This window comes from Loktanella sp. PT4BL, assembly GCF_003201935.1.
Classification (GTDB): domain Bacteria; phylum Pseudomonadota; class Alphaproteobacteria; order Rhodobacterales; family Rhodobacteraceae; genus Yoonia.
The window spans coordinates 88,742-103,420 of the sequence record NZ_QJJL01000005.1 but is presented as its reverse complement, the minus strand read 5'-3'; the positions used below and the strand labels follow the sequence as shown (position 1 = coordinate 103,420).

At 58.9% G+C, this 14,679-nt stretch carries 16 protein-coding genes; 8 read left to right on the top strand and 8 right to left on the bottom strand.

The features are described from left to right. Nucleotides 1-126: 126 nt before the first annotated feature. The 3 genes from ccmI to C7964_RS15250 are packed head-to-tail and all read left to right on the top strand — an operon-like array spanning nt 127 to nt 2,044. Nucleotides 127-1,329 (top strand): c-type cytochrome biogenesis protein CcmI, encoded by a 1,203-nt coding sequence (ccmI, locus tag C7964_RS15260; protein WP_110280592.1) that lies wholly within the window; start codon nt 127-129, stop codon nt 1,327-1,329. Continuing rightward, nucleotides 1,326-1,802, top strand: a complete 477-nt coding sequence (gene ruvX, locus C7964_RS15255; protein WP_110280526.1) for a Holliday junction resolvase RuvX — start codon at nt 1,326-1,328, stop codon at nt 1,800-1,802. The genes ccmI and ruvX overlap by 4 nt, the downstream gene beginning before the upstream one ends. Further along, on the top strand, nt 1,799-2,044 hold the full coding sequence (locus C7964_RS15250; RefSeq protein ID WP_110280525.1) for a DUF1289 domain-containing protein: 246 nt from the start codon (nt 1,799-1,801) through the stop codon (nt 2,042-2,044). The genes ruvX and C7964_RS15250 overlap by 4 nt, the downstream gene beginning before the upstream one ends. Here the strand turns inward: C7964_RS15250 and speB are convergent. The 4 genes from speB to C7964_RS15230 all read right to left on the bottom strand — a co-directional run bounded on the left by speB (nt 2,041) and on the right by C7964_RS15230 (nt 5,576). Beyond that, on the bottom strand, nt 2,041-3,000 hold the full coding sequence (speB, locus tag C7964_RS15245) for an agmatinase (protein ID WP_110280524.1): 960 nt from the start codon (nt 2,998-3,000) through the stop codon (nt 2,041-2,043). The two genes, C7964_RS15250 and speB, sit on opposite strands and share 4 nt — an antisense overlap. Nucleotides 3,001-3,079: 79 nt before the next feature. Beyond that, nucleotides 3,080-4,156, bottom strand: a complete 1,077-nt coding sequence (locus tag C7964_RS15240) for an ABC transporter ATP-binding protein (protein ID WP_110280523.1) — start codon at nt 4,154-4,156, stop codon at nt 3,080-3,082. A gap of 85 nt (nt 4,157-4,241) precedes the next feature. Next, entirely contained in the window at nt 4,242-4,781 is a 540-nt protein-coding gene (locus tag C7964_RS15235; protein ID WP_110280522.1) for a GNAT family N-acetyltransferase, read from the bottom strand. Nucleotides 4,782-4,796: 15 nt separating this feature from the next. Further along, nucleotides 4,797-5,576 (bottom strand): SDR family oxidoreductase, encoded by a 780-nt coding sequence (locus C7964_RS15230; RefSeq protein WP_110280521.1) that lies wholly within the window; start codon nt 5,574-5,576, stop codon nt 4,797-4,799. 124 nt (nt 5,577-5,700) lie between these two features. Here C7964_RS15230 and C7964_RS15225 point away from each other — a divergent pair, with 124 nt between their 5' ends. After that, a complete protein-coding gene (locus tag C7964_RS15225; protein ID WP_110280520.1) occupies nt 5,701-6,663 on the top strand; it encodes a Hint domain-containing protein in 963 nt (320 codons plus the stop codon). Nucleotides 6,664-6,676: 13 nt separating this feature from the next. On the opposite strand, the gene C7964_RS15220 is transcribed toward C7964_RS15225, so the two are convergent. Then, nucleotides 6,677-7,282: a hypothetical protein gene (locus C7964_RS15220; protein ID WP_146214874.1), complete on the bottom strand. Its 606-nt coding sequence runs from the start codon at nt 7,280-7,282 to the stop codon at nt 6,677-6,679. 101 nt (nt 7,283-7,383) lie between these two features. Between C7964_RS15220 and C7964_RS15215 the strand changes: the two genes are divergently transcribed. From C7964_RS15215 to C7964_RS15205, 3 genes are all read left to right on the top strand, one after another. Then, on the top strand, nt 7,384-8,979 hold the full coding sequence (locus C7964_RS15215) for a peptide chain release factor 3 (RefSeq protein ID WP_110280518.1): 1,596 nt from the start codon (nt 7,384-7,386) through the stop codon (nt 8,977-8,979). A gap of 10 nt (nt 8,980-8,989) precedes the next feature. Further along, the gene (locus C7964_RS15210) at nt 8,990-9,724 is read left to right on the top strand and encodes a hypothetical protein (RefSeq protein WP_110280517.1); all 735 of its coding nucleotides are present in this window, start codon (nt 8,990-8,992) and stop codon (nt 9,722-9,724) included. A gap of 147 nt (nt 9,725-9,871) precedes the next feature. Next, nucleotides 9,872-11,323, top strand: coding sequence for a DEAD/DEAH box helicase (locus C7964_RS15205; protein ID WP_110280516.1), 1,452 nt, complete (start codon nt 9,872-9,874; stop codon nt 11,321-11,323). A gap of 69 nt (nt 11,324-11,392) precedes the next feature. Here the strand turns inward: C7964_RS15205 and C7964_RS15200 are convergent, their stop codons facing one another. Continuing rightward, the gene (locus C7964_RS15200) at nt 11,393-11,692 is read right to left on the bottom strand and encodes a hypothetical protein (protein ID WP_110280515.1); all 300 of its coding nucleotides are present in this window, start codon (nt 11,690-11,692) and stop codon (nt 11,393-11,395) included. Nucleotides 11,693-12,041: 349 nt separating this feature from the next. Between C7964_RS15200 and C7964_RS20010 the strand changes: the two genes are divergently transcribed. After that, nucleotides 12,042-12,212: a hypothetical protein gene (locus C7964_RS20010; RefSeq protein WP_181417208.1), complete on the top strand. Its 171-nt coding sequence runs from the start codon at nt 12,042-12,044 to the stop codon at nt 12,210-12,212. A gap of 19 nt (nt 12,213-12,231) precedes the next feature. Here C7964_RS20010 and C7964_RS15195 read toward each other — a convergent pair whose 3' ends face one another. Both C7964_RS15195 and C7964_RS15190 read right to left on the bottom strand, forming a co-directional pair. After that, complete coding sequence (locus C7964_RS15195) at nt 12,232-13,896, bottom strand: ribonuclease J (RefSeq protein WP_110280514.1); 1,665 nt, start codon at nt 13,894-13,896, stop codon at nt 12,232-12,234. Further along, a complete protein-coding gene (locus C7964_RS15190; RefSeq protein ID WP_110280513.1) occupies nt 13,893-14,666 on the bottom strand; it encodes a type III pantothenate kinase in 774 nt (257 codons plus the stop codon). Before C7964_RS15190 ends, C7964_RS15195 begins: the two co-directional genes overlap by 4 nt. Between the last annotated feature and the right edge of the window lie 13 nt (nt 14,667-14,679).

The window sequence follows — 14,679 nt, the reverse complement described above, 5'->3', positions numbered from 1 at the left end:
ATCAGCGGCGCATAGATTGCTATTTACGACATGCGTGCCGCCACTGGAAACGGCATAGGGTCACAGCCCCTTTTCATGCCCGCCTCGGGTGGTTATGTCAGCCGCAACGAAAAGGACGAGAAACACATGATTTTCTGGATTGTTTGCGCTGTTTTGACGCTGGCTGTGACGGCGCTGATGGTCACGCCTCTGGTGCGGCCCAAAGAGATCGGCGACGACAACCCCGATATCGCCATTTACCGTGCCCAGCTGGAAGAGATCGACCGCGATCTGGAACGTCAGTTGCTGGAACCCGAAGAGGCCGAGCGTGCCCGCACCGAAGTGGCCCGCCGCCTGCTTGCTGCAAGCAACGCTGCCGTGAAACCGACAGCGGCCAGCAAACCCAACCGCTGGCTGCCTGCGGCGATTGTTGTGCTGATGCTGGGCGTGGGCTTTGGCACCTACTGGATGATCGGCGCACCCGGTTATCCCGATATGCCGCTACAGTCGCGCCTTGCCGCCAGCGAAGAGATGCGCGCAAACCGCCCCTCGCAGGCCGCGTTAGAGGCCGCAGCCCCTGTACCGCCGCCCGCCCCCGATGTCCCTGATGAGTACCGCGCGGCAGTCGAACAGTTGCGCGTGATTGCCCCAACCCGCCCTGATGATCTTGAAGCATGGTCGCGGCTGGCCATGGCCGAGGTCGAATTGCGCAACTATGCGGGCGCCGCCGCCGCGCAGGAACAGGTCGTCGCTATCAAAGGAGATGCCGCCGAAACCCTTGATCTGCAACGCCTGCTTGATCTCAAGGTCGTCGCGGCCGGCGGGTTTGTCTCGCCCGAGGCAGAAGAGCTGATCGGCGATATCCTTGATAGCAACCCCGGCAATATTGCGGCGCGGTATTATCTGGGGTCGCTCTATAACCAGACAGACCGCCCCGATCTGGCCCTGCGCCTGTGGCGCGAGATTATCGAGAACGGCGATCCTGCGAATTTCCACGTCGCCAGTGCCCGTGCGCAGGTTGGCGATGCAGCCTTCCGCGCGGGGGTCGAATACGCCCTCCCCGAGGCGCGCGGCCCGTCATTTGAACAAATGGATGCGGCACAGGATATGTCCGAGGAAGACCGTCAGGCCATGATTGGCGGCATGGTCGCGGGTCTTGCCGACCGGCTTGCCACCGAAGGTGGCCCCGCCGAAGACTGGGCGCGCCTGATCCGCGCCTATGGCGTGCTGGGTAATCTTGATGCTGCGCGCACTGTCTGGACCGAAGCACAGCAGGTCTTTGTCAGCAGCATGCGCGGGATGGAAATCTTGACCAATGCCGCCCGCGATGCGGGCGTCTTGGAAGAATGATCTTAGAGACCCCCGAAGAATTCCTGCGCGTGATCCCGCCCCATGGCGCGCTTGCCGGGCTTGATCTGGGGACGGTGACTATCGGTGTGGCAGTGTCGGACGTGTTGCAATCGGTGGCGACCCCGGTGACCACGATCAAACGCAAGAAATTCGGCGTTGATGCAGCGAAACTTCTGGAACTGACAACACACCGCATGGTGCAGGGGATCGTGCTGGGCCTGCCGCGCAACATGGACGGCAGCGAAGGCCCCCGCGCCCAGGCCACCCGCGCCTTTGCCCGCAACCTGTCAAGACTGACCCCCCTGCCGATAACCTTCTGGGATGAACGGCTGTCCACCGTCGCCGCCGAACGCGCGCTCATTGAGGCGGATACGTCACGCAAACGTCGCGCAGAGGTGATCGACCATGTTGCCGCAAGCTATATCCTTCAAGGCATGTTAGACCGCATGCGCAACCTGAGGGACGATTCGTGAGCAAACCCGAAAACACCGATCACATCTGGTCCCGCGCCGAGATCGAAAGCCCCTGCATCAAGATCTGCGTGATTGAGCCGAAAAGCCGCCTGTGCACAGGCTGCCTGCGCAGCATCGACGAAATCGGCGCATGGTCACGGATGACGCCCGAAGTCCGCGCCGAAATCATGGCCGAACTGCCCACACGGGCAGGCCAGATCACGAAACGGCGCGGTGGGCGGGCAGCACGTCTGAAATCCTAGCTTGTTCTGGCGTGCAATATCCGTCCGATCACATTCATCAGCAACTGCGCTGCTAGCGTCGATGTGGACCCGCTATGATCGTAATCAGGGGCCACTTCCACCAGATCGAGCCCGACGATATTGCCACGCTTTGCCAGTCCCGCGAGCAATTCAAGCACTTCGTAATAGATGAACCCGCCGTGGCTTGGCGTGCCTGTTCCAGGGGCGATTGACGGATCAAAGGCGTCGATATCGACAGTCACATAGTACTGCACACCCGCAGGAATACGGTCCAGCATCGCATCTACGCCCATCGCGCGGAACTGGCGCACCGACTGGATATCCGACCCCATGTTGCGCGCATCGACATAGCCGTCCTTGGCGGTGGAGGAGACGTTGCGAATACCGATTTGGCTGAGGCCTGTGACATAGTTCTTTTCGGCGGCACGGCGCATGGGATTGCCATGGCCGAACCGCACACCATGACGTTCATCGACAAAATCAAGATGCGCATCAATCTGGACCACATGGATCGGACCTTGGTCATCAAAGGCGTTGATGCAAGGGATATTCACTGAATGATCGCCGCCCAGCACAACGGGGATTGCACCCGCCGCCAGGATTTTGCGCACACCGAATTCGATATTCGCATGGCTCTGCACCGTGTCGGTATGCACGATATCCGCATCGCCAATATCGACGATCGTGACCTCGGCAGGGTCAAGATAGGTCACATCATCCTCGTGGTCATAGGCCCCCGCATGGCCGAAGGAAAACAGGGTCGAGGCCTCGCGGATCGCGCGCGGCCCCATGCGCGCGCCCGACCGCCACTGGGTTCCGAAATCAAAGGGCGCACCCATCACCGCAACATCGGCGTCAATCGCGTCCCAATCGGACACATAGGGGTATTTGCCAAAGGTGCAGATGCCTACAAATGGCAGGTTCAACCGCCCGCCCTCATAGCCATGATTTGCCATATCCCGTCCCCTCATTGCGTGATGCACAAGGGAACTATGGCCGATCTACAGGCGTGCTGTAAGGACATTTTTTGACGCGTCAGTTACCTGTGCGCGGAAACACAAAACACCGGTCGCGGCGGATCATCAGCCAAAGCGGCATACCGGGTTTGGGCAGGAACACCGACGGCACCACGGCCTTCAGGATCGAGCCATCAAAATCCATCCGGAATTCAACAAGGCTGGAGGCCCCCATGAACCGCGCGCGTTCGACAACACCGCGTGCGGCGGTGCCGTCTTCGGGCGTCGGATTCGGGCCGCGCCCGCCACGATCAAAGTCGATCTTCAGGTGCTGGGGGCGAATGACGATATCCACCTCGGTCCCGTCCGGCACACCGGGAGCAAGGAACTGGCCAAAAGGTGTGTCTGTCAGCGCACCCTGAACCTTGCCCTTCAGAACATTGATATCACTGAAAAATGCAGCGGCTGCTTTATCTTTCGGCGTGTTGTAGATGTTATAGGGTGCACCGCGCTGCACAATCTTGCCGTTGCGCATGAGGGCGATCTCATCGGCCATGCGCATCGCCTCGCCCGGCTCGTGGGTGACCAGCAAAACCGCGGTGCCTTCGCTTTTGAGCACTTCCAGCGTTTCATCGCGGATATCATCACGCAGACGGTCATCAAGTCCGGAAAACGGCTCGTCCATCAGCATGATGCGTGGGCGCGGTGCGAGTGCACGGGCCAGTGCGATGCGCTGCTGCTCACCGCCCGAAAGCTGATGGGGATAATCGTCGATATAGGCAGACATGCCGACCTTGGCCAATAATTCATGCACGCGGTCGGTCGCCTTGCGGCCTTTCAGCCCGAAGGCCACGTTTTGCCCGACTGTCAGATGTGGAAACAGCGCAAAATCCTGAAACATCAGCCCGATATGGCGCTCCTCGGGCGGCAGCGAGACATCGCCGTCACAAACCAGCTTGCCATCAACAAGGATCGTCCCGCTGCTTTGCTTTTCCACCCCCGCGATAATCCGCAAAGTCGTGGATTTACCGCATCCCGACGGGCCCAGCAAACAGGTCACCTGCCCCGGCATCACTGTCAGGCTCACGTCATCGACGACACGGCGCCCGCCGAAGTCTTTGACGATATGGCTGATCTCAAGGCGGGGGGCTGGCATAGGGGGCGTTATCCCTGACGGAAACTATTGGGTATAGCGCACCTAACAACAGTTTTGCTGCAGGGCAAGACGCCGAGCCGGATCGCTACCAGTATTCAGGCTTGCTGAGGGCGTGAGCGCAGGTCGAGGGCCCGTGCAACGCCGTGAAAGGCGCATCTGTCAGCGACCGTCCCAGCCAGCCTTGGGGGTACTGTAAAGGAAACGGTGCCTGCGCCTGCGCCTGCGTCACAGGTTCAAATCCGGTCTTGGCATAGAAGTTGATGTCACCATTAGTCAGGACCTCCGCAAAATTGCGCGCGCGAAGCTGCTCCAGGCCGTATCGGATCAAACTCTGCCCAAGCCCCTTACCGTGATGCGCGGTCGCGATCGCCATAGGCGACAGCAGGGCCACCTTAGTCGGATCATCACGGTAGTGCAGAGGCGAAAACATGACCGCCCCTGCCAGTTCATTTCCATCAATCGCAAGACAGACCAGCAAGCCCTCTGCGCCCCCGGGCGTCAACATTTCTGACGCAAGCTGGCCGATCACGGCCCCTTCTGCGGCCCCTTCCGAAGCAGTAAACACCGCCGCGAATAAATCGGCGATCGCCGTGACGCGACCGGCATAATCTGTGCTAAAATCCATCGCGTCCCGGGTTTCCTAAATGGTTGCGTTGATCGCGCCGCCGTCCAGAACGATATTCTGGCCCACGATAAAGCCCGCATGGTTGGAACAAAGGAAAGCACACATCGCGCCGAATTCTTCGGCTGTCCCGTAGCGGCGGGCAGGAATTGTTGCCTGACGCTGGGCGGTTGCTGCGGCCAAATCAATGCCTTGCGCTTTGGCAACACCGGTATCAAGGCTGACCGCCCGATCCGTGGCGTGAATACCGGGCAGCATATTGTTGATGTTGACGCCGAACTGGGCCACCTGACGCGCTGTGCCAGCGGCATAGCCGGTCAAACCGGCACGGGCAGAGTTTGACAGACCCAACTGCGGGATCGGCGCCTTCACAGATCCCGAGGTGATGTTCACGACGCGGCCCCAGCCCTTCTCGATCATCCCAGGCATCAGCGCTTTCATCAACGCAATCGGGGCCAGCATGTTGGCATCAAGCGCTGCAATAAAATCATCGCGATCCCAGTCAGACCAGATACCAGGAGGCGGGCCACCGGCATTATTGACCAGAATATCAACACCTTCAGCCTCTTTGAGCAATGCGTCACGGCCTTCCTGAGTGGACACATCTGCAGCCACGGTCACAACATCAACGCCATACTTGCTGCGGATATCTGCCGCTGCCGCCTCAAGCGCCTCAGCACCGCGGGCGTTCATAACAAGATTGACGCCTGCCTCGGCCAAAGCCTCGGCGCATCCACGCCCCAAACCCTTTGATGATGCACATACCAGCGCACGCTTGCCTTTGATCCCAAGATCCATCGTGTCGTTCCCTTCTCCATTGATTGTGGACGATCTAGCACTGCCGCCCCGCTTCGGCAAACGAAACGCGCAACGCGGCGTTCATGCTTGGCCTGAGGCCAAAGCCGGTGTAACTCCAGTCGCCATGAGCCAGCGTCCCATTACTGTTGATATCTATCCTGCGACCAACGTGATCGCCAGCGATGGCGTGGCCAAGGGCGAGACGCTGTCATTCGCCGATGAACTGGTGATGGACGATGTCTACCAGATTGATGCCAAGGAAGGGCTGACACCGCTTGAGCTGATTGCGGATGGCAAAGGGCTGCACCGCGCCGATACGCAAGGCAATATCGTGCATCTGGACTGCTGCCTGACGCTTATGGCCCCTGACGGGGACACGCATGAAGCCCTTGTTCTGGTCGAAGTCGAAGATGACAGCGTCGCAGATATTTTCCTGCTGCCATTGGGAGAATTGCAGCCCGCTGTTGATTATCGCCTCGTCGGTCTGGAGCGTCACACAGCCACCCGCCGCTTTGCCGAAGCCGCCAGCGGATCCTTTGCCCGCGGCACACGCATCACCATGAGCGACGGACAGATGCGCCCGATCGAAACGCTGAGCATCGGAGATATGGTCCTGACCCGCGACGCAGGCAAACAGCCGATCCGCCATATCGGGCAGGCCACAATGCGTGCCTCGGGCAGTTTTGCACCGGTTGTGATCACCAAGGGCGCATTGCACAACGAAGCCGATCTGGTAGTGCGTCCCGACCACCGTCTGTTCATTTACCAGCGCGAAGACCAGCTCGGTGCAGGACGCCCCGAAATTCTGATCAAGGCGCGGCATCTGGTGGATCACACAACCGTGTTGCGGCGGCGTGGCGGTTTCGTGGATTACTTCCAGCTCATCTTTGATGACCATCACATCATCTACGCCGAAGGGATTGCCGCAGAATCGCATCTGATCAGCGCGCAAACACGCCATGGTCTGCCGGCCGGCGTCTCGTCCCCCGATCACGCGCACCGGCCGCATCTGGATTACGAAGTGCAAAACAGCCTAATTCCTGCACAAAAAGCGGTGTCTTTGCTGCGCAAGGCATCAACGCGGTAGGCCCCCGCCACTATCAGAGCCCGTTCTCTTCAAGCACGATGACAATCGTCCCCTCCCGTGGCGTTCCGTTGTGATCGACCTGCGCCTCCAGATCACCGCCCGCAAAGGCAGACGCGGGATTGCCCAGCAAAACCCCTGTCATTTCCCCCGCAAAACCCAGTGTTTGCCCCCCGCCGCTCAGTGCGCCCGCATAACCCAGCGGCATATCCTGCCCGACAGCGTTGCTTTGCAGATCAATGGTTCCGGCGTAATCCGCGATATCGGCGTCAGAACTGCCCCCGAAAACACTGCTTACCGCTCCTTGGGCCACACTGGTGTCAAAATCTATCTGCATATCCGCATCCCCGAACAGGATGAGCGGCTGACTGCCCGTCTCGACCCGCATCGTTGCAAAGCCGCTCAGGGACATGGAGCCGGACGCGGGGATGTTTTCATCGGCCGTCACAGCCATACCAAGGACACCCGCCTCGGGATCACCAAGAACCCGCAATTTCTGTCCCTCATAAATGTCCAGCCGCGCAAGGCGGGGATCAATCCCGCTGCCGCCTCCGCCTCCGCCGCCCCCGCCGCAGGCCGCAACACCAGCCACCAGACAGACGGCACATGCATAGTGTTTCATTGCAGCCCCCTTGCCCGCGGTGATAGCCATGAAAACCAAATCTTTGGTTAAGCGCACTGTCCCGATTGCCCTTTCCAGCCCGAACGCATAAAGCGTCATGCATGACAAATCGCCCTGACCTTCCCCCTGAAATCGCCCGCCGCCGGACCTTTGCGATCATCTCGCACCCCGACGCGGGCAAGACGACGCTGACGGAAAAGTTCCTCCTTTATGGTGGCGCCATCCAGATGGCGGGACAGGTGCGCGCCAAAGGCGAAGCACGGCGGACGCGGTCGGACTTTATGCAGATGGAAAAGGACCGGGGCATCTCTGTGTCCGCCTCTGCCATGTCGTTCGACTTTGAAAAGTACCGCTTCAATCTCGTTGACACACCGGGTCACTCGGATTTTTCCGAAGATACCTATCGCACGCTGACTGCGGTCGATGCCGCCGTGATGGTGATCGACGGAGCCAAGGGTGTGGAAAGCCAGACCCAGAAACTCTTTGAAGTCTGCCGTTTGCGCGACCTTCCCATCTTGACCTTTTGCAACAAAATGGACCGCGAAAGCCGCGATACCTTCGATATTATTGACGAAATCCAAGAAAACCTTGCAATTGACGTCACACCGGCCTCATGGCCCATCGGTGTAGGGCGCGAATTCATCGGCTGCTATGATATTCTGCGCGACAAGCTGGAATTGATGGACCGCGCCGACCGCAACAAGGTTGCCGAAAGCATCCAGATTTCAGGTCTCGATGATCCCAAGCTGGCCGAGCACGTCCCTGCGCATCTGCTCGAAAAATTCCTTGAAGAGATCGAGATGGCAAAGGAACTCTTGCCACCGCTCGACCCAGAGGCCCTCTTGAATGGCTCAATGACTCCGATCTGGTTCGGCTCTGCCATGAATTCCTTCGGGGTCAAGGAATTGATGGACGGTCTGGCCACCTATGGGCCGGAGCCGCAAATCCAATCCGCCCAGCCCCGCAACATCGCGCCCGAGGAAAGCAAGGTTGCAGGTTTCGTGTTCAAGGTGCAGGCCAACATGGACCCCAAACACCGCGACCGCGTGGCCTTTGTGCGACTCGCGTCAGGACATTTCGAACGCGGCATGAAACTGACCCATGTGCGCAGCAAAAAGCAGATGGCCATCACAAACCCTGTGCTGTTCCTCGCCGCTGACCGCGAACTGGCAGAAGAGGCATGGGCCGGTGATATCATCGGTATTCCCAACCACGGCCAGCTGCGCATTGGCGATACGCTGACTGAGGGCGAGGCGATCCGCGTCTCGGGCATCCCGTCCTTTGCGCCGGAACTTTTGCAAACCTGCCGCGCGGGCGATCCGATGAAGGCCAAACACCTTGAAAAGGCCCTGATGCAGTTTGCCGAGGAAGGGGCCGCCAAAGTGTTCAAACCGACCTTCGGGTCGGGCTTTATCGTGGGCGTTGTGGGTGCGCTGCAATTCGAGGTGCTGGCCAGCCGGATCGAGCTCGAGTACGGGCTGCCCGTCCGGTTCGAGCCCTCACAATTCACCTCGGCCCGCTGGGTGGCAGGCGATCAGACAGCCGTGGACAAATTCGTGGCCGCCAACAAACAGCACATCGCGACGGACAATGACGGCGACACAGTCTATCTGACGCGCCTGCAATGGGACATTGACCGCGTCGGGCGTGATTACCCCGAAATCAACCTGACCGCGACAAAAGAGATGATGGTTTAGGGAGTAGCGGTTGAACGACAGAAGCCAAACATTCCCCGGCGGGATCGGCGGCCTGATGCCCCAATACCAAAAACGTCGTGCGCTCTTGACGGGCGCGGACCTCCCGCCATTGGACGTTGATTTCGAAGCGCTCAAGGCCCTGCCCTTGCCGCCCCCGATCATGCCCCGGCCCGAGGGCCTCAGCCGTGTCGAGAAGAAGCGCCATATGCTGCTGGGCGAATTGCAGGGGCACTGCGAATTGGCCTTGCTGCACGGGCTTCTGGTGTCCCATCTGCGCAAACACACTTACCCTGCAAGCGCGCATGCACTGTTCCGGCGGCTCTGGGCCGAGCAGGAGGCGTGGTTGCTCGCCACTCTGCCCACCCGTTGGCTGATTTCTGCCGTCATCACTTTTGCAGAGCACGGGGAGACCGAGGCAGACCGCAATCTGGCCGCGCGCATGAACATCCTGTTTTCGCTGATGAAAATCTATGAAGCCGAGCGTGCATTCTCCGGCCACCCGCCGCAAACGCCGTTTCGAACGCAAGATCGCAACAAATCCCCCCTGCCCATGGGGATGACGGACTTTTCAGTCCTGAAAGGTGATCTGGAAGCCCATCTGCTGGCCCCCCTCTGGCGCGACGCCGAACATGCACCAGCAACCGGAAAGCTGACACGACATTTGCTTGATATCCTCAACAGTGATGATGGTACCGTCTTCCGCCGCTTTGCCCTAATGCGCGAAAAAGCCACGAAATCCCCTTGAACGCAGGCGGTTTGTGCGCTCAGCTTGACGGTAACGGGCATTTCCGCTATCGCATCCTCACGGCTCGCGAGGGCCTACGACGCGGGACGCTCGGAGAATTGCGTCCTTTCACAACATGCGGACCGAAACCGCATCTAAAGGACGTATATGACCAAGTTTTCTGATTTGAACCTTGCCCCCAAGGTTCTCAAAGCGATTGCCGAAACCGGCTATGACACCCCTACCCCTATTCAGGCCGGCGCGATTGCCCCCGCCCTTGAAGGCCGTGATGTCTTGGGCATTGCCCAGACCGGCACAGGCAAAACCGCCGCATTCACCCTGCCGATGATCACGCTTCTGGGCCGTGGACGTGCGCGTGCACGGATGCCGCGCAGCCTTGTTCTGGCGCCAACGCGGGAACTCGCCGCGCAAGTGGCCGAGAATTTCGACGCCTACGCCAAATATACGAAGCTGTCGCGCGCCCTGCTGATTGGCGGCACGAGCTTTAAGGATCAGGACGCCATCATCGACAAAGGCGTCGATGTGTTGATCGCCACCCCTGGCCGCCTGCTCGACCACCTCGAGCGCGGCAAACTGATCCTCACAGACGTCAAGATCATGGTTGTGGATGAGGCTGACCGGATGCTCGACATGGGGTTCATCCCCGATATCGAGGAAATCTTCAAACGCACGCCGTTCACCCGCCAGACCCTGTTCTTCAGCGCGACGATGGCCCCCGAGATCGAGCGGATCACCAACACGTTCCTGTCAAACCCCGCCAAGATCGAAGTCGCCCGCGCGGCGACCACGAACGTCAACATCAAGCAAGGTGTTGTGATGTTCAAAGGGTCCTCCAAGCCCAAAGAACCTGCGGAAAAGCGTGAGCTGCTACGCAAGCTGATTGATGCCGAAGGCGATGCCTGCACCAACGCAATCATCTTTTGCAACCGCAAATCCGACGTGGATATCGTGGCGAAGTCGCTGAACAAACACGGCTATCAGGCGGCCCCGATCCACGGCGATCTGGACCAAAGCCACCGGACCAAGACACTTGATAAATTCCGCGACAATGATCTGCGGATTCTTGTGGCCTCTGATGTGGCCGCGCGTGGCCTGGATATTCCGGCCGTCACGCATGTTTTCAATTTCGACGTGCCCAGCCATGCCGAGGATTACGTCCACCGTATCGGCCGCACCGGTCGTGCGGGCCGCACCGGCACTGCGATCATGATCTGTATTCCACGCGACGAGAAGAACCTCGAAGACGTGGAACGTCTCGTGAACCAGCCAATCCCGCGCCTGGACGTGCCCGGCGGCAAAGCAACGCCGACACCCGCACCAGCCGAGGCTGCCGGCGAGACGACCGAAGAAAAGCCCAAGCGGACACGTAGCCGCCGCAAGCCGGAGCCAAAGACAGAGACCCCAAAGGCGCAAGAGCCCAAGGTCGTTGAAGCGAAGGAAGAGGCCGCGGCACATGAGCAAAAGCCACGCGAAGACCGTTCACGCGGCGGGCGCGGGCGCGGCAACGACCGCCGCGACACCGGCCCGAAAATCGTAGGCATGGGTGAGGATACGCCAGCGTTTATCGCGCTCAGCTTTGCCGAGCGGGCCAAGAACTAGCGCCACTTAGCCAGCCCTCTTGAAGCGGATGTTCCTTAAGCGGGAACATCCGCTTTTGTTTGGGCGACCTTACGCAGGACAGGCAATCTGGATACGGTTTTCAGACAACAGCCGGTCACCGGCAGGTCTGATCGTCACCCCTTCCCGCTCATTTATGATCCGGTAACCCTGCGGGCAGAGGCGGGCCGCATAGTTGTTGCGTTGTTGGTAGTAGGCCTCTGCGCCAAGCGGATCGGCATAGCGCGTCATGCTGAACTCATAGACATCATTGGCGCCCTGGCGTCCAATCAGATGGCTGGACGGGTCCGTCATCATACAGCCGGACAGTGTCACCGCCACAACAAGCAGAGGAATGGATTTATGTTTCATTGTCACTCACCTCATTGGTTTTGCCCCATGAGGTGATGATGATCAAAGCAAGTCGTCAAAACTGTGACCGAATGGTGGATGTATTATTTTTCGGAATGTAGCCTATCTCGCGAGAGCTGCGAACAATTCAGTTAGTTAGACTTCACTGCGACAAAATTCTTTTCCACAATTCTGCAAAAAGAACCGCCCTAAATCAACATGTTGCGGACTATTTTCACTGTAAAAATAAGAGTTTAGGAAAGTTTTCCGACCTTACCCACAGGAAAAAAGCTTGCAAGCTTCTTGCCACCCAAACTAAAATTGGGACGGCAGGGCAGGACGACGACGCGTTTATAGCGAGGAGTCCGTCTTGGAATACATTCTACAACTCATAAGAGAAGCCGAACTCAGTTTGTTCTTTATGAACGGAACAGGTATCGGTGCGTTCCTATTATTCTTTATTGCCATCACCGCTTTAATGAGGTTCGGCGGCGGCAGAATAGAGCTTAGAAAAATTGCAAACGCATTCCGTCGTTCGTAGGTCGGAGTTCTCCCCGACGCTACCCCAACCGTGACACAATGACGGTCACCTCGGGCTTTTTGCCAATCTCGCTTTGTGCCGACCGCCGCGCAATCGTCTTGAGCTCTTTTTCCAGCTTCACCTCGTCGCGCAATGTCTTGGCGTTGGCGCGGTTCACAAACTGGCTCAGGTCTTCTTCAACGACCTCGACCAAAGCAGCATTGTTCCGCCCTGTCTCGGCAAGCCCCATGATTTCCACCCAAGGGTCGCCCAATGGTTCGTCATTCTCGTCAATGATCAGCGTCACAATCATATGCCCGTTCATCGCCATGCGGATACGGTCGCGCACGATGCCGTCCATGGCACCCACCTGTACCGACCCGTCCAGATAGGTCCGGCCCGTGTCGATATATTCGGCCACAGTCGGTTGGTTGCCCGACAGATCAATCATCATCCCGTTGACCGCCACAATTCCTGACAGTCCGCTTTCCGCACCCAGCTTCACATGTTCACGCAAATGACGGTGTTCGCCATGCATCGGGATCAAGGTCTGGGGTTTGGTGATCTGGTGCAAACGCAGCAGATCGGGGCGGTTGGCGTGGCCCGATACATGGTACTTGCCGCCTGCATCGTCGATCACGTCAACTCCCAGCTCGGAGAGCTGGTTCATGATGCGGATCACGCCGCGTTCATTACCGGGGATCGTTTTGGAGGAAAACAGGAACGTATCGCCGTCCTGCAACTTGATCCCCATATAGTTGCCCTGCGCAAGCTGCGCGCTGGCCGCGCGGCGTTCACCTTGGCTGCCGGTGACCAACAACATGACGTTGTTACGAGGCATCTGCAGCGCGTCCTCGGGCGACACCACAGGCGGGAAACCTTTCAGAATGCCCACTTCGGTGGCGGCTTCGACCATACGCCGCATGGCACGACCCAGCAGAACGACCGACCGGTCCGCCTTTTGCGCGGCAATCGCCAGCGTCTTCAACCGTGCAATATTGGAGGCAAAGGTGGTCGCCACGACCATCCCCTGCGCCTCTTTCATCATCCCGGAAATCGCGTCGCCGATCGAGGCCTCTGACCGGCCCGGATCACGCGAGAAGACGTTGGTACTGTCACAGATCAGCGCCTTCACGCCATCCTTTGACACCTCTTCCCACAGCGACTCGTTCCACGGATCACCGACCACAGGGGTTTCGTCGATCTTGAAGTCACCCGAATGCAGAACGCGGCCTTCTGGCGTATCAATCAACAGGCCCGCGCTTTCAGGGATCGAGTGGCTGATCGGCAGGTATGAAACGGTGAGCGGCCCACATTTGATCATCTCGGGGTAGACCCCCACGACCCTGACCACGTTTTCAGGATGCCCGTGTTCTTCCAGCTTGCGCCGCGCGATATTGGCGGTGAAGGGGCGCGCATAGACAGGGGCGCCCAATTGCTCCCAATAGTGGCCAATCGCGCCGACGTGGTCTTCATGCGCGTGGGTGATAAAGATCGCCTCGATCTGCCCCTTGCGCTCTTTCAGCCAGGAAATATCCGGCAGGATCAGATCCACCCCGGGTGTGCCGTCCATATCGGGAAAGGTCACGCCCAGATCGACAACGATCAGCCGCTCCTTGCCTGCAGGCCCATAGCCGTAGACATAGGCGTTCATGCCGATTTCACCGGCACCTCCGAGGGGTAGATAGATCAGGCGGTCGCTCATGCGTTGTCCTTGTTATATTTGTGTATGACGGTCAGGCCGTGCATCGTCAGATCGTCTTCGAACGCGTCAAATAGGGCTTCTGCCTGTTGGAACAATGGAGCGAGGCCCCCCGTGGCGATGACTTGCATCGGCACGTCACGTTCTGCTTTGATCCGCGCGCATATCTCACGCACCAGCCCGATGTAACCCCAAAAGACACCGGATTGCATACAGGCCACAGTATTGGTCCCTATGACACGTTGCGGCTGGGTAATATCCACATGCGGCAGGGCCGCGGCGGCATTATGCAGCGCTTCGAGCGACAGGTTGACCCCCGGTGCAATCACGCCGCCCACATAGGCGCCGTCCTCGGCAACAACATCAAAGGTCGTCGCCGTGCCGAAATCCACCACGATCAGGTTGCCACCGTGCCTGTCAAAGGCACCGGCGGCATTGACCAACCGGTCCGGTCCGACTTGGGTGCCTGCATCAACGCGCGGTGCTGTGGGCAAAAGGCAATCGGGCTTGCCGACCACCAGCGGGCGGCAATTATAATAGCGATCCGCAAAGACCCGGAGATTGAACACCACGCGTGGCACGGTCGAACTGACGATCACTTCGTCAATCATCACGTCAACATTCTGGAACCGCATCAGTGTGGACAGCCAGACATAGTATTGATCCGCCGTGCGCTGCCATTCGGTGCTGGTGCGCCATGTCGCGATAAACTTTTCCCCGTCCCAGATGGAAAACACAGTATTTGTATTGCCGCAGTCGATGGCCAAGAGCATGGGGCCGCCTCCC